Here is a 15,862-nt window from a genome sequence, read left to right as displayed (position 1 = left end):
GAGGGCCCTCCGGACAAGGTCTGCGACCGGATATCCGATGAGATCGTCGATCTGTTCTACCGCGAAGGGCCCAAAGCCGGCATCGACCCCTGGGCGATCCGCGCCGCCTGCGAAACCCTTGCGACCACCAACAAGGTGGTGATCGCCGGCGAAACGCGCGGCCCGAGCTCGGTCACCAACGACCACATCGAGAGCGTGGTTCGCTCTGCAATCAAGGACATCGGTTACGAGCAGGAAGGTTTCCACTGGGAGAAAGCCGACATCGAGATCCTGCTGCATCCGCAGTCGGCCGACATCGCGCAAGGCGTTGACGCGCTGCAGCCCGGCGAGAAGAAGGAAGAGGGCGCGGGCGACCAGGGCATCATGTTCGGCTACGCGACCAACGAGACGCCGGACCTGATGCCGGCGCCGATCTTCTACGCCCACAAGATCCTGCGCTTGATTTCGGAAGCGCGCCACTCTGGCCGCGAGAAGGTTCTGGGGCCGGACTCCAAGAGCCAGGTCACTGTGCAATATGAGAACGGCAAGCCGGTCGGCGTCCGCGAGATCGTGGTCTCGCATCAGCATCTCGTCGAGGACATGACCTCGAACCAGGTTCGCGAAGTCGTCGAACCCTATGTGCGCCAGGCGCTGCCGGAAGGCTGGATCAACGGCAAGACCATCTGGCACATCAATCCGACCGGCAAGTTCTTCATCGGCGGTCCCGATGGCGACGCCGGCCTGACCGGCCGCAAGATCATCGTCGACACCTATGGCGGCGCGGCCCCGCATGGCGGCGGCGCGTTTTCGGGCAAGGACCCGACCAAGGTCGACCGCTCGGCCGCCTATGCGGCGCGCTATCTGGCCAAGAATGTCGTGGCGGCGGGCCTCGCCGACCGCTGCACGCTCCAGCTCTCCTACGCCATCGGCGTCGCCGAGCCGCTGTCGATCTATGTCGACCTGCACGGCACCGGCCAGGTTCCCGAGGACAAGCTCGAAGCCGTGCTGCCGCAGCTCGTGCGGCTGACGCCGCGCGGCATTCGCGAGCACCTCCAGCTCAACCGTCCGATCTACGCGCGCACCTCCTCCTACGGCCATTTCGGCCGCGCGCCGGAGACGGACGGCGGCTTCTCCTGGGAGAAGACCGATCTGGTCGATCAGCTCAGGTCGCACTTCCGCTGATTGCGAGCGCGCGCCCCCACCCGATCGGGGTCGGGTGGGGTTCGCCTCAGCAAAAGGGGGCTTGCCGCAAGGATCGCAGATGCGGTCCCCCACCCGTCGCGCTTCGCGCGCCACCCTCCCCGAAGGGAGAGGGATGAGAGCCCGCAGACCGCCGCTTCGCCGGAAGCATTGCTCCCCATGCCCCCCACCTGTCAGCAAAAATGACTGAAGACGCCGCTCCGCTTCGCCGTCGTCTCTACGGCCGCTCCAAGGGCAAGGCGCTGCGTCAGCATCAGACCGAGCTGATGACCGGGCTTCTGCCCAGACTGGCGCTCGACCCTTCCAGCCCCCTGCCCCTTCGCCCCGGCCGTGAAACCCGGCTCGAAATCGGCTTCGGCGGCGGGGAGCATCTGATCGAGGCGGCCGCGCGCGAGCCGGAGGTGGACTTCTTCGGCTGCGAGCCGTTCGTCAACGGCATGGCGAAGCTCCTGTCGCGCATCGAGGAGCGCGGCCTTGCGAACATCCGGCTCCATCAGGGCGACGCCGCCGAGGTTCTGGACCGGCTGCCGGACGCCAGCCTGTCGCGCGTCTATCTGTTCTACCCGGACCCCTGGCCAAAGCGGCGTCATCGCAAGCGCCGTTTCGTCTCGCCGGAGAATCTGGACCGGCTGGCGCGGGTCATGCGGCCCGGCGCGGAGTTGCGCTTCGCCACGGACATCGACGACTACGCCGCCTGGACGCTCGCCCGCCTGCGCGCTTGCGACGCATTCCGCTGGCGGGCGGAGACGGCCCAAGATTGGCTGGAGCCTTGGCATGGCTGGACGCAGACCAAATATGAGGCCAAAGCGATGGCGGCTGGACGCCGTCCGGTCTATCTGACCTTCGTCAGACAGGCGGATTGATTTGGCGAGAGGGAGCGGCGTGATGGTTTTGGCGAATGAGGCGGCCGGAAGGCCCGGACCCATTGAGACGACGGTGGAGCGTTTCCGCGAGGATGTTCTCGATCCCTCCATGCGCCAGGTGGTGCTCGTCGATTTCTGGGCGCCCTGGTGCGGCCCCTGCAAGCAGCTCGCGCCGGTGATCGAGCGGGTCGTCGCCGGGACGGGCGGTAAGGCCACTCTCGTCAAGATGAACATCGATAACGAGCCGGAAATCGCGGGCCAGCTCGGCATCAAGTCCATTCCGGCCGTGGTCGCCTTCCAGCGCGGCCGGCCGGTCGACGGCTTCGTCGGCGCCCTGCCGGAAAGCCAGATCAAGGGCTTCATCGAGCGCCTCGTCGGCCCGGTCGAGGACGACGCCGCCGACGCGCTGGAGACCGCGCAGGCGCTGATCGAGGCCGGCGACGTGAGCGCCGCGCATGAGCTGCTCTCGGAACTCGTCAATGAAGAGCCGGTCAATCCGAAGGCTGTCGCGCTGCTGGCGCGCCTCTATGCCGCGGCCGGCCAGCTCGACCCGGCGCGCGCCCTGCTGGAGCGCCTGCCGGAGTCGGCGCGCAAGGACCCGGACGCCGCCGCCGCCGCCGCCGCGATCGAAAACGCCGCCGCGGCGCAGGACCTCGGCGAGATCGACGATCTCAAGGCCCGGATCAATTTCGACCCGAACGACCTCCAGGCCTATTTCGACCTCGCCCTGGCGCTCAACGCGCGGGACGAGCGCGAGGAAGCCGCCAATGCGCTTCTTGAAATCATCCGGCGCGACCGTAGTTGGAACGAGGACGGGGCGAGGAAGCAGCTCGTCCAGTTTTTCGAGGCGTGGGGCCCGATGGACAAGGCCGCCGTCGCGGCGCGGCGCCGGCTCTCCACGCTGCTTTTCTCGTAAAGGGAGCGGCGTCCCCGCCCGCGCGCCATGAGCCTCAACCACCCCTATTCGGACATTCGGGAGCTTCCCGCCGTCCTCCCGGTCTTTCCTCTCGCCGGGGCGGTTCTGCTGCCGCGGGGCGAATTGCCGCTCAACATCTTCGAGCCGCGCTATGTGCGGATGGTCGACGACGCCATCGCCGGGGCGCGGCTCATCGGCATGATCCAGCCCTTGCCTGCCGGCAATGGCGCGACGCCGCCGCCGCTGTTCCAGATCGGCTGCGCCGGACGGATCACCCGCTTCGCTGAGACGGGGGACGGCCGGTATCTGATCACCCTGACAGGGGCCAGCCGCTTCCGGATCATCGAGGAAATGGCGACCACCACGCCCTATCGGCAGTTCCGCGTCGACTACGCCGGCTTCGAGGCCGACCTTCTGCCGGGCGCCGGCGAAAGCGCCGTGGATCGCGAAAGCATGGTCGCCATGTTGCGGACCTTCGCGGAATCCTCCAAGCTTGAGGTCGACTGGGCCAGCATCGACGCCGCCCCCACCGAAACACTGGTCAACGCGCTCGCCATGATGTCGCCGTTTGGCGCGAATGAAAAGCAGGCGCTGGTCGAGGCGATCGACCTGAAGACCCGCGCCGAGACGCTGGTCGCGCTCGCCAGGCTCGATCTGGCCGAGCGCGACGGCGAGCGGCCGCAGTGGCACTGAGTTTCAACCAACCATTGGGATGCCATATGAACGAGAACATCGACGCCGGCGCTGACCCTCACGAGCCGAATGCGCACGAGGCGACCAGGGTCGACCCCAAGCTGCTGGAAATTCTGGTTTGCCCGCTGACCAAATCGTCGCTCGACTATGACCGCAACCGGCAGGAACTGATTTCACGCTCGGCGCGGCTCGCCTATCCAATCCGGGACGGCATTCCGATCATGCTGCCGGAAGAAGCGCGACAGATAGATTAGTTGGCCGCCTGAATATCGCCGATCGTGAGCGTCCCCTCTCCCGTGAAACGGGGACGGGACAGGGAGGGGCCTTCCCCCGATGACCGAGCATCCCGCAAGCGAGCTTCTCGCGATCCTCGATCTGGACGACCTCGGGGAAGACCGCTTCCGGGGCTTCAGCCCGGCCTCGGCGGGCTCCCACCTCTATGGCGGACAGGTTGTCGCGCAGGCGCTCGTCGCCGCGGCGCGCACCGTGCCCGCCGATCGCCCGGCGCATTCCCTGCACGCCTATTTCGTGCTCGCCGGCGACCCAGGCATCCCCATCGACTTCGCGGTCGAGCGGGTGCGCGACGGCCGCAGCTTCACCACGCGCCGTTGCGAGGCCACCCAGAAGGGGCGCGTGATCTTCTCGCTGGAGGCGTCCTTCCAATTGCGGGAGCCGGGCCTCGCCCATGCCGCCGACATGCCGGAGACGCCGGCGCCCGAGAGCCTTCCGACCATTGACGCGCTGATCGAGCGCTTTCAGGCCTTCCTGCCGACGCCCGCCGAGCCCTGGATGAAGCGCGCCAGTTCGCTGGACATGCGCGTCGTCTCCCCCGAGACCCTGCTCGCCCCTCATCGCGGCGGCCAGTTGATCTGGTTTCGCGTGCAGGAGCCGCTGCCGGACGACGAGGCGACCCATCTCGCCCTTCTTGCCTATCTCTCCGACATGACGCTGCTCAACACCGCGCTCATGGTCCATGGGAGAAACATCTTCGATCCGCGTATTCAGGTCGCGAGCCTCGATCACGCGCTGTGGTTCCACCAGGCCCCCCGTGTGGACGACTGGCTTCTCTACGTTCAGGAAAGCCCTGCCGCGTCGCATGCCCGCGGGCTGACCTTCGGCCGCATCTACGCCCGCGACGGCCGCCTCCTCGCCTCCTCGGCGCAGGAGGGACTCATTCGGCTTCGCACCAATCTTTAGGCGCCTGCCTACAGGATAGGCGCCCTGCGCGGCTGCCGGCGGACGCCTATTTTCACGGCGCCGCCCGAGACTCCTTGCGTTTTCATCAACACCCCGCCGCGCGCCCCGCCGGGACTCGGGCGCGGCCGAATGGCCGACACGGGCAATCCTCGGGGATTTCGCGCCTTTTTCCTATTGGCACGGCATTTGAAAGCAAGGGGCGCGGGCACGCCAGTGCCCTCTCCAGCGACCGCGCCGCTCGGCGTGCGGCTTTCCAAGGAAGCGGCGCCCGTCAAAGGGGTCGATAACAAACAGGATTGGCAGATGAAAATCGTGACAGCGATCATCAAGCCGTTCAAGCTCGATGAAGTCCGGGACGCGCTGACGAATATCGGCGTGCACGGACTCACCGTGACAGAAGTCAAGGGCTATGGACGGCAGAAGGGTCATACGGAAATTTATCGCGGCGCAGAATACGCCATCAGCTTCCTGCCGAAGCTGAAGATCGAAGTCGCGGTCGGCGCCGGCGTCGTCGACAAGGTTGTAGAGGCGATCACCTCGACCGCCCGCACCGGACAGATTGGCGACGGCAAGATTTTCGTCAGCCCGCTTGAACGGGCCATCCGCATCCGCACCGGCGAATCCGACGCCGACGCGCTCTGATCCGTCTCTCCCCGTAATCTGGAGCTTCCCAACATGAAACGTCCTTCGTTTCGAAGCGCGCTCGCGGCTTCGACCCTCGCGGGAGCGGCGATGATCGCGCTGGCGGGTCCGGCGCTCGCCGGCAACGACCCCACTCCCAATCCGGGCGACACCGCCTGGATGCTGACCTCGACGCTGCTCGTGCTGATGATGTCGATTCCGGGCCTCGCCCTCTTCTATGGCGGCCTCGTGCGCACCAAGAACATGGCGTCGATCCTCACGCAGACCTTCGCCATCGTCTGCCTCGTGGGCGTGATCTGGTCGTTCTATGGCTATTCGCTGGCCTTCGGCGACGGCGGCGCGCTGAACCACTATATCGGCGGCTTCAACAAGCTCTTCCTCAAAGGCGTGACGGCGTCGAGCAACGCGCCGACCTTCACGCCCGGCAAGGTCATTCCGGAATACGCCTTTCTCAGCTTCCAGATGACCTTCGCGATGATCACTCCGGCGCTCATCCTCGGCGCCTTCGCCGAGCGCATGAAATTCTCGGCGGTGCTGCTCTTCGTGTTTCTGTGGGTGACGTTCATCTACTTCCCGGTGGCGCACTGGGTCTGGGGCGTGGCCGATCCGAACGCTCTCGTCGACGCCGCCACGCAGCTCGCCGCCGCGACGGACGAAGCCGCCAAGGCCGCGGCGCAGGCGAAGATCGACGAGATCGCCGGCAATGTCGGCTGGCTCGCCGGAAAGGGCGCGCTGGATTTCGCGGGCGGCACGGTGGTGCACATCAACGCCGGCATCGCGGGTCTCGTGGGCGCCGTCATGGTGGGCAAGCGCATCGGCTACGGCAAGGAAATCCTCGCCCCGCATTCGTTGACGCTCTCGATGGTTGGCGCCGCGCTGCTGTGGGTGGGCTGGTTCGGCTTCAACGCCGGCTCCAATCTCGAAGCCAATGGCGTGACCGCGCTGGCCTTCGTGAACACCATGGTCGCCACCGCCGCGGCGGGCCTGTCGTGGATGGTGACGGAGTGGCTGGTCAAGGGCAAGCCGTCGCTGCTCGGCCTCATCACCGGCGCGGTCGCGGGCCTCGTCGCCGTGACGCCGGCCTCCGGCTATGCGGGCCCCATGGGCTCGATCATCCTCGGCCTCGCCGTCTCGCCGATCTGCCTGTTCTTCGTGGATATCGTGAAGCACAAGCTGGGCTACGACGACGCGCTCGACGTGTTCGGCGTGCACTGCATCGGCGGCATCACCGGCGCGCTGGCGACGGGTCTCCTGGTCAATCCGAATTTCGGCGGCGTCGGAATCACCGACTACACCAATCTGGAGAATTTCGCCGGAACCTACGACATGATGGTCCAGATGAAAGCGCAGGGAACGGCGGTCGTCGCGACGCTGCTCTTCTCCGGCATCGGCTCGGCGATTCTCTACAAAGTCGTGGACATCGTCGTCGGCCTGCGCCCGGCGCCCGATCAGGAGCGCGAAGGCCTGGACATCACGGATCACGGCGAACGCGCCTACAACTACTGATTTCGCTTCCCCAAGCCAAACCACGAAGCGGCGCCCACGGGCGCCGCTTCTTTTTTGCGCGCGCCGCGTGCGGCCGCGCACACCTGCGCAAGTGTTTCCGGGCTATTGCAATTATCAACCGTTAACCATGGTTGTGTTACTTGCCGAAACATTCCGGCACAGGGGGAACATCATGAGCTCGCTTCTTTGGAATCGCCGCATGTTTCTTGGCGGCCTGATCGGAACCGGCGCCGTCCTCCCGGCCGGGTCGGCTTTCGCCAATGAGATGCTGAAGGAAATTTCCCAACTGAAACCGGGTGAGTTCACCTGGCGCCCGGAACGCGCGGCGGCGGGTCCCGTTTCGGTCGTCGTCTCAATCCCCGAGCAGCGCGTGCATGTCTATCGCAACGGCGTCCGCATCGCGGTTTCGACCTGTTCAACCGGCAAGCCCGGACATGAAACCCCGACGGGCGTCTTCGTCGTGCTGGAGAAAGACAAGAACCATCACTCGTCGATCTACGACGACGCGCCCATGCCCAACATGAACCGGCTGACGTGGTCGGGTGTCGCGCTGCACGCCGGCAATCTGCCGGGCTATCCGGCGTCGCATGGCTGCGTGCGGCTGCCGGCGCAATTCTCCGAACTGCTGTTCGGCGTCACCCATATCGGAACGCCCGTCATCATCGCCGGCGCTCATACCGATCCCTGGGAGCTGACTCATCCGGGCATGGTGCTCAGCGGCTATGCGGAACAGGAATTCGAGCAGGTTCTCGCCGGCCTCGACGGCAAGAAACATCCTTCGGACTGGGTCGCGGCCGAAAACGCGCCCGTGACGAGCGTCATCGTCTCCTCGGCCGACAGAACGATCGAGCTGATCGAGAACGACCGCGTCGTCGCGCGCTCGAAACTCACCCTGAAGGGCGGCGAAAAGCTGGGGTCGCATGTCTTCGTGCTGAACGGCGCCAATCATGACGCGCGCGGCATGTACTGGAGCGCGATCACCCACAGCAATTCCGACTCGGCGATGACTCGCGACGATGCGGTGATGCAGCGGATCACGGCGGAGCCCAGCTTCGTCGACGCGATGCAGACCCGCATGCATCCCGGCATGACCATGGTGCTCACCGACGCCCCGCTCACGCCCGACAGCCGCAGCGGCAAGGATTTCGTGATCGTCACCACGGGCTGACCCGATCAGACGCCTACAAGGCGCCGGACCTCCTGCGCACTCACGCCTTGACGGCGGAGCGCGCGGAGCGTCTCCGAGCCACGACTCTTGGCGAGTTTCTCTCCGCTCGGATCGACCACCAGATCATGGTGCAGATAGGCCGGCTCCGGCAGATCGAGCAGGCGCTGAAGCAGACGATGCACGCTTGTCGCCTGGAAGAGATCGCGCCCGCGCACGACATCGGTCACGCCCTGAAGCGCGTCATCCACGACAACGGCGATGTGATAGCTCGCGGGCGTATCCTTGCGGGCGAGAACCACGTCGCCCCATTGCGCCGGACGCGCGTCCACGAGCGCGACCGCATCGGTGGAACCGGGTGGGCGACGTTCGCGCCAGTTCACCGCCTCCCCCGCGCGCGCGACCGCCCTGGCCATGTCGAGCCTCAGCGCGACGCCGCCCTGCGCCAGAACCTCGCGCGCCGGGCGACGTGGCTTGTTGCGACAGGTTCCGGGATAAAGCGGCGCGCCGTCGGGATCGCGCGGCCAATCCGCCCGCGCGGCTGCAACATGCGCGATGTCGGAGCGCTTGCAGTCACAGGCGTACAGCAGCCCCATGGCGTCGAGTCGCTCCAGCGCCCGCGCATAATCGTCGAAATGCTCCGATTGACGGCGCACGGGCCGTTCCCAATCAAGCCCGAGCCAGGCGAGGTCCTCGTAGATCGCCGCCTCGAATTCGGCGCGGGCGCGGCCTTTGTCGATATCCTCGATCCTGAGCAGAAACCGCCCGCCGCAGGCGCGCGCGAGGCTGAAATTCAACAGCGCGGAATAGGCGTGGCCGAGATGCAGAAAGCCGTTCGGCGATGGCGCGAAACGAAAGACGCGGCTGGAAGACTCTCGCTCTTCATTGCGCATGTGTGCTTGCGGCCCTGCCCCTCACCCGGCCTCTCCCCGCGCGCGGGGAGAGGAGTAGATTGGCGCCCCCTCTCCCCGCTTGCGGGGAGAGGGTTGGGGTGAGGGGCAAGCCGCTCACCTCGCCTTCAAACGCCCGCGCTCCGCGATCGCCAGCGCGGCGGCGAAGGCCTGTTCGCGATCCAGTTCGCTCGTGTCCAGCGTGATCGCGTCGCCAGCAGCCTTCAGCGGCGCCGTGCTGCGTTCGCTGTCGCGGGCGTCGCGCCGGCGCACGTCTTCGAGGATGGCGGCGAAATCCACCTCCTCGCCACGCCCCGCAAGCTCCAGCGCGCGGCGCTGCGCGCGGGTCTCGGCGGAAGCCGTGACGAAGATCTTGACCGTGGCGTCGGGGCAGATCACCGTGCCGATGTCGCGCCCGTCCAGCACGGCGCCCTCGGGCCGCGCGGCGAAGCCGCGCTGGAGGTCGATCAGCGCGGCGCGAACCGCCGGCATGGCGCCGACGAGCGAGGCGCCCTCGCCCATCTCGCGGCTGCGCAGCCGCGCCTCGTCGAAATCGGTGAGCGACAGGCCGCGCGCCGCCTCCACCGCCGCCTCCACGTCATCGAGCGGCAAGCCCTCCTCGATGAGCGCGCAGGCCGTGGCGCGATAGAGCAGCCCCGTATCGAGATGCGGCAGGCCGAAATGCGCCGCCAGCCGGCGCGCGAGCGTGCCCTTGCCGGACGCGGCCGGCCCGTCGATGGCGATGACGAAGCTCACGAGAACCGCGCTCCAAGTCCTTCCATCAGCGCGCGGAAGGTCGGGAAGCTGGTGGCGATCATGGTCTCGTCGTCGACCGTCACCGCCTGCTGCGCCGCGAGGCCCATGACGAGGAAGCTCATCGCGATGCGGTGATCGAGATGCGTCTCGACTGTTCCCCCGCCCCTGACCGGTCCGCCGCGCACGATGAGGTCGTCCCCGACGATCTCGCAGTCGACGCCATTGACGGTCAGTCCGGCCGCGATGGCCGCGAGACGATCGGATTCCTTGACGCGCAACTCGGAGAGGCCGCGCATGCGGGTCTGGCCCGTCGCGAAGGCCGCGGCGACCGCGAGGATCGGATATTCGTCGATCATCGAGGGCGCGCGTTCGGCCGGCACGTCGACGCCCGTGAGGCTCGAGAAGCGCGCGCGCACGTCGGCGACGTCCTCGCCGCCCTCGTCGCGCCTGTTGTCGAGCGTGATGTCGGCGCCCATTTCCTGCAGCGTGGTCAGCAGGCCGCTGCGCAGCGGATTGGTCATCACGCCTTCAACCACAATGTCCGAGCCGGGCGTGATCAGCGCCGCGACCAGCGGAAAGGCGGCGGAGGACGGATCGGCCGGGACGCGCACCGGTCGCGCGACGAGCTCCGGGCGCCCTTCGAGCGTGATCTTGCGGCCGTGAGCGCCGTAAGGCTCGCTCTTAACCTTTGCGCCGAAGTGCGCGAGCATCTTTTCGGTGTGGTCGCGCGACGCCTCGGCCTCGATGACAACCGTGCGGCCCGGCGAATTCAGCCCGCACAGCAGAACGGCGGACTTGATCTGCGCCGACGCCACGGGCGTCCTGTATTCGACCGGCAGCGGCTCGGCCGAGCCCTGGAGCACCAGCGGCAGGCGGCCGCCCTCGGCCTGCTCCAGCACCTGCGCGCCCTGCAGCGCCAGCGGATCGAGAATGCGCTTCATCGGGCGCTTGCGCAGCGAGGCGTCGCCGTCGAAGCGCGCGACGATGGGGTGGCCGGCGATGACGCCCATCATCAGCCGCGAGCCAGTGCCGGCGTTGCCGAAGTCGAGCGTCTCCGTGGGCTGGAGCAGCGAGCCGAGACCGGCGCCCCAGACGCTCCAGCTTCCCGGCGCATGGCGCGTGACCTTCGCGCCGAGCTGGCGCGCCGCCTGCGCCGTGCGCAGCACGTCCTCGCCCTCGAGCAGACCCTCGATGGTCGTCTCGCCGAGCGCGAGGAGGCCGAAAATCATGCAGCGATGCGAGACGGATTTATCGCCGGGCGGCCGGACGCGGCCCGTCAGCGGGCCTGAAGCGGAGGCGCTCAGCGGCGCGGCGGGAGCGTGGGAGGCGTCCAAAATGCAAGCCCTTGGCAAGCGGCGCGCCGCCCGCGGCCGCCGCATCGGCGCCGCGGCCAGCGCGCGGAAAGTGAAGCGGAACAGCCGAAGCGAGCCGACCGCCCGGCGCATCGCAAGGCGAGAGACTCTAACGCACTGATCCAGTTCGATCAGGCTCCATTTACCGAAACGCCGGCTGGAATGGAAGTTAGAAAAGCGGGCGCTCCGGCGTCCATTGCAAATAGCAAGCTGCGCGGACGAGCGTGGGAGGGCGGCGGGTCGAACTGGAGCGGGCGAAGGGAATCGAACCCTCGACATACAGCTTGGGAAACGGTCCGAAGGCCTTGATCTAGTTGGTTCACGTTCCCCCTACCGAAAGGATAGGGAGAATGGAAGGTCCAAACGAAACCGCCGCCACGGCTGTACCCCGGGGCGGCGGTGAAGCGCGAAGGAAATTGGTCGACCTTCAGCGAAAAGAATGCCCCGCCGGCGGCCGGGCGTCAACGTCTAACGAGCTTCGCGCGCTCGCCCGGGCTGTGCGCCGCATCCATGACCCCATGCGCGCCACCCCGGAGGCCGTCTACGCCGCCAAGGACGCCATCGCGGCGCGCCTGGTGCGGATCGCCAACGCCCTCGAGCTCGGGGGCGCCGCATGACGCGCCAGCACCTCCCCAACCGCCGCCGGCACGAAATCTACAACTTCACGTTTCGCGGCCGTCCATACATCGCAGGCGTCGGCCGCTTTCCGGATGGTCGCGTCGCGGAGCTCTTTATCGATTCAGAAAAGGCTTCGACGGACGCAGCTGACGACGCCCGTGACGCGGCCGTCGCAGTCAGCTTGGCGCTGCAACACGGGACACCGCTGGAGGCGATCCGTGGTGCCGTTACTCGCGACGCCGCCGGCCGCCCCGCGGGGATTATCGGTGCCGTGCTGGACCTCCTGATGGAGGCCGCGGGATGACGCTCGTAACGAATATCGATCGATCCGTAGAGATAGAGGCGGCCGTGACGCTCGTGGAGCGGTTCGACTGGCTCGACGAAGTCGCAACGCAAGCGCCGACTGCCCTCGCCGTCGCGACGAAACTCGCTCACAGGTGGATAGACAAGAAGCTCGGTGGTTTCATCATCGGCCAAGAGACGATTGCCGAGAAGCACGGCATTCCCTTGAGAAGCGTGCAGCGCCAGATGTCCGCGCTAAAAGCAGCCGGGCTGCTTGTTCAGAAGCGGCGCTACCACAAGTGCCCTGTCACATTTCTGGTTCTGGACCCGCAAGAGACTGCCGCTACTGAGCCAGAAATCAACCCGCCATCCGTGGCGGGTTCACCGGAAAATGAACCCGCCAAATCTGGCGCAGTCAACCCGCCAAATCCGGTGCAGTCAACCCGCCAACCTCAAATCGGAGACGATGAAAAATCAGTAACTTGCGAGATTGTATCCCGGGATTTTATCCCATTTAAAAAAAATCCCAGCGCGGCCGAGCCGCGTAGCGGCGAGGGATTCACTACTGCTACGCGCGAGGAAATTCCGCCTTCGGCGGCTGCTGCGCAGCGCAAGGCATGCGGTGGAATCGATTGGCCAGAGCGTCGGCCGGAGCTGGATGATTACGACGCGGAAGCGGAGGAGCTTCGCAGGGAAAGGGTCTCTCGGCTCATTGCTGAGGGGCATGATTGGGAGTCTGCGCCGCGCTGCGCTGGGCGAAAAGCGATACCAGTGCCTCGGCCAATCGCCGACAGCCGCATTCTCGCGGAGTCTGTCGCCAGGCTAATGGCCCTCCCGAGGAGAGATGAATGGCAGGAGGAGGCGGAACCGAATGTTGATAATATCAACGAACGGCCAGAGCGCCCAAGTGCCGCCGCTGCGCCGTGGTCGCTTAATACTAAGCAGGAAGACCGCCTCGCGATCCGAGAGGAAGTCGGCAGGAGATGTGGCCGCGTAGACGGTTTTGAACTCGACGAGTCGCTGCTTGCGGAGTGGCCCGCCGAAGAGCGTGACAGGTGGATGAAAGGCTACCGCGAAGGCCGCGAGGCTCGCATAGCAGCAGGCAGCGACGTCACCGACGCGAGGGGCCAATGACTGACCCCTGCCGCGCCGAGGCCATCGCCATCTTGCCGCCCCTCGACGCCGATGTTGCCGCCGCAATCGCAATTATCCATGCGGCGGCGGCGGAGATGACCGACTCCGGCCGCGAAAGCCTTCGCGACTCGATCGACGCCGCCCTGCGCGCCGCTCGTGCCGCGCGAATGGATCGGCGGGACGCCCTCATCAGAGAACTGATCGAAACGCGCTATCGCGGCGCACTTCACGGACGCTGCATGCGTCTTGCGGCTGATTGGGTGGCGCACGTCACTCGGGGTGTGGATGACCCCGCGTTGAGTCAGATAACCCGCCTCAACGACGGCCGCGCGATCGGGCACAAGCAAGTGCGAAACATCGCGGAGGGGCACAGGAACCAGAGTTTCTAATTCGAGCGTCTTGAACTTGGAAACACGTGCCGGCCATCATCGAGCGAATCACAGGAGTCACCATGAAGGCTGTAATCTTCACGAAACCCGCCAATGTCGGCGCGGTCGCATATGGGCCCGGCGAGCGCGCGACATTTTCGTCAGAGGACGCGGATCGGCTCGTTAGCCTTGGTTTCGCTACCTACGCCGAGCCAATTCTCTCCCGCGTGGCCACCGCGGTTGGTCTGAGATCGAAGGTCGCCAAGCAGACGGAGGGCAAGTGATGTCATTTTTTGATTTTTTGAAAACCCGCGACGCCGAACCCGCGCAACCAGCCGAGCTCGTCTCTGTGATCGTGGATGATCTAGCCGCCATCGAGGCGGAGCGCGCGAAACTGCATGCCCAGCTGGCTGACTATGCTGGGCGCCGAAAAGCGATGCTTGTCGATCGTTCGACCTCCGAGGAAGAGATACTCCGAGCTGACGTGTTGGCCGAGCGTTTTCACGCGCGTCTTGAAAAAATTGACGCTATTGAAGGCGAGCTGCGCGACCGCCTCCAGGCGGCGAAAAAGGAAATCGCTGAGCGCACGGCGCGGGAGACTTTCGACGCAAGGCACGTTGCGTTGGACGATTTCCGCCAAGCGATGACAGTCGCGCTGGCGAAGCTCGAAACGGTCAAGCGTGCGCACGAGCAACACGACCAAGCCGCCCGGGCCGCTGGCCAGAGCCCGAGTCATTGGTGGGACGGCGGACCGATTGTGGTGCACCACGAGTCCGTCAGAGATTTTGGCCGCCGGCTGAAGGAATCCCGGGCGCACGAGGACGCCCGCCGCCGCACGCTGGACGGTGCCGATGTGTGACGCCATCTTCGCGCTCGCCGCTCATGAAGCTGGGCACGCAGCCGCCATCCACGTCCTAGCGCTCAAATCCGCCGACGTCGTGGTGCAGGCGCGTTTGGGTCAGACTGCGGCGACGCTCGCCGGATACGTTGGCGTATACCAGGCCGGCCGGCGGCCTTCTGTCGAGGACATTCCCCTCGAAAACCCTGGGCCGCCGCCGTCGTGGGTGCAATCCTTCGAGAGTTGGCGCCTGTTTCTTCCAGGCGCGCTAGTCTCGCTGGCCGGCCCATTGGCTCAGGAGCGCGTTGCCGGCAATCGCCACGGTGATGAGGGTGACATGCGACAGGTAGCGAACTTGGCTAGTTTGACGCGCTATGCCAGCGGTCGCGACCCCGAGGCATGGGCGCGAATGGCGCGCATGATCACGCGCCGAATGCTGGCGTCGCCCATGGTTTGGGGCGGCGTCGAGTCGCTCGCGGACGCCTTGGCGCGTGGGCTTCGGATGCAGTTGCACATGGCAGGGCGCGACGGCGACGAAGGCCTAGTGGAATTTGTTGTGCCGGCCGCCGAGGCTGAGCGCCTGCTCGAACAAGGCGGGGCGCGGCGGGGGATATTCGAACATTTGGGAGCGCTGTGATGATCAGAATTATCCGTGACTTTCAAAACTACCGTGCGGGACAAGTCCTCGCCCTTCCGCCGCACGAAGCCAGCGCCCTTGTCTTCCTTGGCGTCGCGGCTGACGCGCCTGCGACACGCTTCGTTGATGGCGCGCCGCTGCTAACTCGGAAAGCCGCTTTCATCGGCGACGCGCCCCGCACCATCGACGAAGCCGCGCGCACCGTCGACGTAGTGATGAGCACGGGCGCGGCCGTCAAACGTTCTGATTGGCTGGACGGCGATTTTATCGAAGTCCTCGAAATTAGCTCCAATGCCATTCGCATGGATCGGCTCAACGCTGGCGCACCGCTACTTGATAGCCACAATTATTGGACCGGGACAGAGGCAATTCTTGGCGCGGTTGTTCCTGGCAGCGCAAGGATCGAGCGCGGCTCTCTCTGGGGGAAAGTGAAGTTCTCACGTTCTGAAGCAGGCGAGCGGGCCTGGCAGGATGTGCGCGACGGGGTGTTGCGTTCGGTCAGCGTCGGCTACCTCACCCACAAATACGAAGTCGACGACACGACCTCGCCGCCCACTCGCCGGGCCACGGATTGGGAGGTTTTCGAGCTAAGCGCCGTAGCCATCCCCGCCGACGCCTCGGCCGGCTTCCGTGCGTTGCAGCCGATTGGCGCCCAGCCTTCGGACGCGGCGTCGTCGGTGGGGTTGGCTAGGCTCAGGACCTATTAATTTTGACTGAGGCGTGATTCAAGGTCTCCGAAATGGAGACTTTGATGGGTGATTTGTTTTTGCTCAGTGAAGCGCAGATGGCACGGATTTCCCCTTATTTTCCCTTGTCGCACGGCGTC

General features: G+C 66.0%; 20 protein-coding genes. 17 read left to right on the top strand and 3 right to left on the bottom strand.

All coding sequences use genetic code 11. The features are described from left to right. From metK to ACR652_RS09800, 9 genes are all read left to right on the top strand, one after another. Positions 1 to 1,161: methionine adenosyltransferase (metK, locus tag ACR652_RS09840; protein ID WP_434506334.1), on the top strand; the 1,161-nt coding region annotated here is incomplete at its 5' end. 200 nt (positions 1,162 to 1,361) lie between these two features. Further along, entirely contained in the window at positions 1,362 to 2,042 is a 681-nt protein-coding gene (gene trmB, locus ACR652_RS09835) for a tRNA (guanosine(46)-N7)-methyltransferase TrmB (protein ID WP_434506333.1), read from the top strand. 22 nt (positions 2,043 to 2,064) lie between these two features. Beyond that, positions 2,065 to 2,958 carry a thioredoxin gene (gene trxA, locus ACR652_RS09830; protein ID WP_434506332.1) on the top strand — a complete coding sequence of 298 codons (894 nt, stop codon included), beginning with the start codon at positions 2,065 to 2,067 and terminating at the stop codon, positions 2,956 to 2,958. 27 nt (positions 2,959 to 2,985) lie between these two features. Beyond that, the gene (locus tag ACR652_RS09825; protein ID WP_434506331.1) at positions 2,986 to 3,651 is read left to right on the top strand and encodes an LON peptidase substrate-binding domain-containing protein; all 666 of its coding nucleotides are present in this window, start codon (positions 2,986 to 2,988) and stop codon (positions 3,649 to 3,651) included. Between the two features lie 26 nt (positions 3,652 to 3,677). Beyond that, positions 3,678 to 3,905 carry a Trm112 family protein gene (locus tag ACR652_RS09820; RefSeq protein WP_434506330.1) on the top strand — a complete coding sequence of 76 codons (228 nt, stop codon included), beginning with the start codon at positions 3,678 to 3,680 and terminating at the stop codon, positions 3,903 to 3,905. A gap of 79 nt (positions 3,906 to 3,984) precedes the next feature. Beyond that, complete coding sequence (locus ACR652_RS09815) at positions 3,985 to 4,848, top strand: acyl-CoA thioesterase (protein ID WP_434506329.1); 864 nt, start codon at positions 3,985 to 3,987, stop codon at positions 4,846 to 4,848. 303 nt (positions 4,849 to 5,151) lie between these two features. Continuing rightward, a complete protein-coding gene (locus ACR652_RS09810; RefSeq protein ID WP_434506328.1) occupies positions 5,152 to 5,490 on the top strand; it encodes a P-II family nitrogen regulator in 339 nt (112 codons plus the stop codon). Between the two features lie 33 nt (positions 5,491 to 5,523). Beyond that, complete coding sequence (locus tag ACR652_RS09805; protein ID WP_434506327.1) at positions 5,524 to 6,996, top strand: ammonium transporter; 1,473 nt, start codon at positions 5,524 to 5,526, stop codon at positions 6,994 to 6,996. Positions 6,997 to 7,168: 172 nt separating this feature from the next. Then, positions 7,169 to 8,164 (top strand): L,D-transpeptidase, encoded by a 996-nt coding sequence (locus tag ACR652_RS09800; RefSeq protein WP_434506326.1) that lies wholly within the window; start codon positions 7,169 to 7,171, stop codon positions 8,162 to 8,164. A gap of 5 nt (positions 8,165 to 8,169) precedes the next feature. On the opposite strand, the gene gluQRS is transcribed toward ACR652_RS09800, so the two are convergent. From gluQRS to aroA, 3 genes are all read right to left on the bottom strand, one after another. Continuing rightward, a complete protein-coding gene (gene gluQRS / locus ACR652_RS09795) occupies positions 8,170 to 9,054 on the bottom strand; it encodes a tRNA glutamyl-Q(34) synthetase GluQRS (RefSeq protein WP_434506325.1) in 885 nt (294 codons plus the stop codon). A 114-nt stretch (positions 9,055 to 9,168) separates the two neighbouring features. Then, positions 9,169 to 9,807, bottom strand: a complete 639-nt coding sequence (cmk, locus tag ACR652_RS09790; RefSeq protein ID WP_434506324.1) for a (d)CMP kinase — start codon at positions 9,805 to 9,807, stop codon at positions 9,169 to 9,171. After that, the gene (gene aroA, locus ACR652_RS09785; RefSeq protein WP_434506335.1) at positions 9,804 to 11,186 is read right to left on the bottom strand and encodes a 3-phosphoshikimate 1-carboxyvinyltransferase; all 1,383 of its coding nucleotides are present in this window, start codon (positions 11,184 to 11,186) and stop codon (positions 9,804 to 9,806) included. Before aroA ends, cmk begins: the two co-directional genes overlap by 4 nt. Before the next feature lie 323 nt (positions 11,187 to 11,509). Here aroA and ACR652_RS09780 point away from each other — a divergent pair, with 323 nt between their 5' ends. The 8 genes from ACR652_RS09780 (at position 11,510) to ACR652_RS09745 (ending at position 15,743) form a co-directional block, all read left to right on the top strand. Then, positions 11,510 to 11,776, top strand: a complete 267-nt coding sequence (locus ACR652_RS09780) for a hypothetical protein (protein ID WP_434506323.1) — start codon at positions 11,510 to 11,512, stop codon at positions 11,774 to 11,776. Then, on the top strand, positions 11,773 to 12,081 hold the full coding sequence (locus ACR652_RS09775) for a hypothetical protein (RefSeq protein WP_434506322.1): 309 nt from the start codon (positions 11,773 to 11,775) through the stop codon (positions 12,079 to 12,081). The genes ACR652_RS09780 and ACR652_RS09775 overlap by 4 nt, the downstream gene beginning before the upstream one ends. After that, the gene (locus tag ACR652_RS09770) at positions 12,078 to 13,193 is read left to right on the top strand and encodes a hypothetical protein (RefSeq protein WP_434506321.1); all 1,116 of its coding nucleotides are present in this window, start codon (positions 12,078 to 12,080) and stop codon (positions 13,191 to 13,193) included. Before ACR652_RS09775 ends, ACR652_RS09770 begins: the two co-directional genes overlap by 4 nt. Continuing rightward, positions 13,190 to 13,582 carry a hypothetical protein gene (locus ACR652_RS09765; protein ID WP_434506320.1) on the top strand — a complete coding sequence of 131 codons (393 nt, stop codon included), beginning with the start codon at positions 13,190 to 13,192 and terminating at the stop codon, positions 13,580 to 13,582. The genes ACR652_RS09770 and ACR652_RS09765 overlap by 4 nt, the downstream gene beginning before the upstream one ends. Positions 13,583 to 13,644: 62 nt before the next feature. Next, complete coding sequence (locus tag ACR652_RS09760; protein ID WP_434506319.1) at positions 13,645 to 13,845, top strand: hypothetical protein; 201 nt, start codon at positions 13,645 to 13,647, stop codon at positions 13,843 to 13,845. Then, positions 13,845 to 14,420: a hypothetical protein gene (locus tag ACR652_RS09755; protein ID WP_434506318.1), complete on the top strand. Its 576-nt coding sequence runs from the start codon at positions 13,845 to 13,847 to the stop codon at positions 14,418 to 14,420. Before ACR652_RS09760 ends, ACR652_RS09755 begins: the two co-directional genes overlap by 1 nt. Further along, positions 14,413 to 15,036, top strand: coding sequence for a hypothetical protein (locus tag ACR652_RS09750; protein ID WP_434506317.1), 624 nt, complete (start codon positions 14,413 to 14,415; stop codon positions 15,034 to 15,036). The genes ACR652_RS09755 and ACR652_RS09750 overlap by 8 nt, the downstream gene beginning before the upstream one ends. Beyond that, entirely contained in the window at positions 15,036 to 15,743 is a 708-nt protein-coding gene (locus ACR652_RS09745) for an HK97 family phage prohead protease (RefSeq protein WP_434506316.1), read from the top strand. Before ACR652_RS09750 ends, ACR652_RS09745 begins: the two co-directional genes overlap by 1 nt. Positions 15,744 to 15,862 lie beyond the last annotated feature (119 nt).

This window comes from Methylocystis sp., assembly GCF_051061225.1.
Lineage (GTDB): Bacteria > Pseudomonadota > Alphaproteobacteria > Rhizobiales > Beijerinckiaceae > Methylocystis.
This window is presented reverse-complemented; position numbering and strand designations above follow the sequence as displayed.

Excerpts from the sequence above, each read along its gene's own strand:
- trmB (WP_434506333.1), top strand. The coding sequence starts at position 1,362 with ATGACTGAAGACGCCGCTCCGCTTCGCCGTCGTCTCTACGGCCGCTCC.
- trxA (WP_434506332.1), top strand. The coding sequence starts at position 2,065 with ATGGTTTTGGCGAATGAGGCGGCCGGAAGGCCCGGACCCATTGAGACG.
- ACR652_RS09825 (WP_434506331.1), top strand. The coding sequence starts at position 2,986 with ATGAGCCTCAACCACCCCTATTCGGACATTCGGGAGCTTCCCGCCGTC.
- ACR652_RS09820 (WP_434506330.1), top strand. The coding sequence starts at position 3,678 with ATGAACGAGAACATCGACGCCGGCGCTGACCCTCACGAGCCGAATGCG.
- ACR652_RS09815 (WP_434506329.1), top strand. The coding sequence starts at position 3,985 with ATGACCGAGCATCCCGCAAGCGAGCTTCTCGCGATCCTCGATCTGGAC.
- ACR652_RS09810 (WP_434506328.1), top strand. The coding sequence starts at position 5,152 with ATGAAAATCGTGACAGCGATCATCAAGCCGTTCAAGCTCGATGAAGTC.
- ACR652_RS09805 (WP_434506327.1), top strand. The coding sequence starts at position 5,524 with ATGAAACGTCCTTCGTTTCGAAGCGCGCTCGCGGCTTCGACCCTCGCG.
- ACR652_RS09800 (WP_434506326.1), top strand. The coding sequence starts at position 7,169 with ATGAGCTCGCTTCTTTGGAATCGCCGCATGTTTCTTGGCGGCCTGATC.
- gluQRS (WP_434506325.1), bottom strand. The coding sequence starts at position 9,054 with ATGCGCAATGAAGAGCGAGAGTCTTCCAGCCGCGTCTTTCGTTTCGCG.
- aroA (WP_434506335.1), bottom strand. The coding sequence starts at position 11,186 with ATGCGGCGGCCGCGGGCGGCGCGCCGCTTGCCAAGGGCTTGCATTTTG.
- ACR652_RS09780 (WP_434506323.1), top strand. The coding sequence starts at position 11,510 with ATGGAAGGTCCAAACGAAACCGCCGCCACGGCTGTACCCCGGGGCGGC.
- ACR652_RS09775 (WP_434506322.1), top strand. The coding sequence starts at position 11,773 with ATGACGCGCCAGCACCTCCCCAACCGCCGCCGGCACGAAATCTACAAC.
- ACR652_RS09770 (WP_434506321.1), top strand. The coding sequence starts at position 12,078 with ATGACGCTCGTAACGAATATCGATCGATCCGTAGAGATAGAGGCGGCC.
- ACR652_RS09765 (WP_434506320.1), top strand. The coding sequence starts at position 13,190 with ATGACTGACCCCTGCCGCGCCGAGGCCATCGCCATCTTGCCGCCCCTC.
- ACR652_RS09760 (WP_434506319.1), top strand. The coding sequence starts at position 13,645 with ATGAAGGCTGTAATCTTCACGAAACCCGCCAATGTCGGCGCGGTCGCA.
- ACR652_RS09755 (WP_434506318.1), top strand. The coding sequence starts at position 13,845 with ATGTCATTTTTTGATTTTTTGAAAACCCGCGACGCCGAACCCGCGCAA.
- ACR652_RS09750 (WP_434506317.1), top strand. The coding sequence starts at position 14,413 with ATGTGTGACGCCATCTTCGCGCTCGCCGCTCATGAAGCTGGGCACGCA.
- ACR652_RS09745 (WP_434506316.1), top strand. The coding sequence starts at position 15,036 with ATGATCAGAATTATCCGTGACTTTCAAAACTACCGTGCGGGACAAGTC.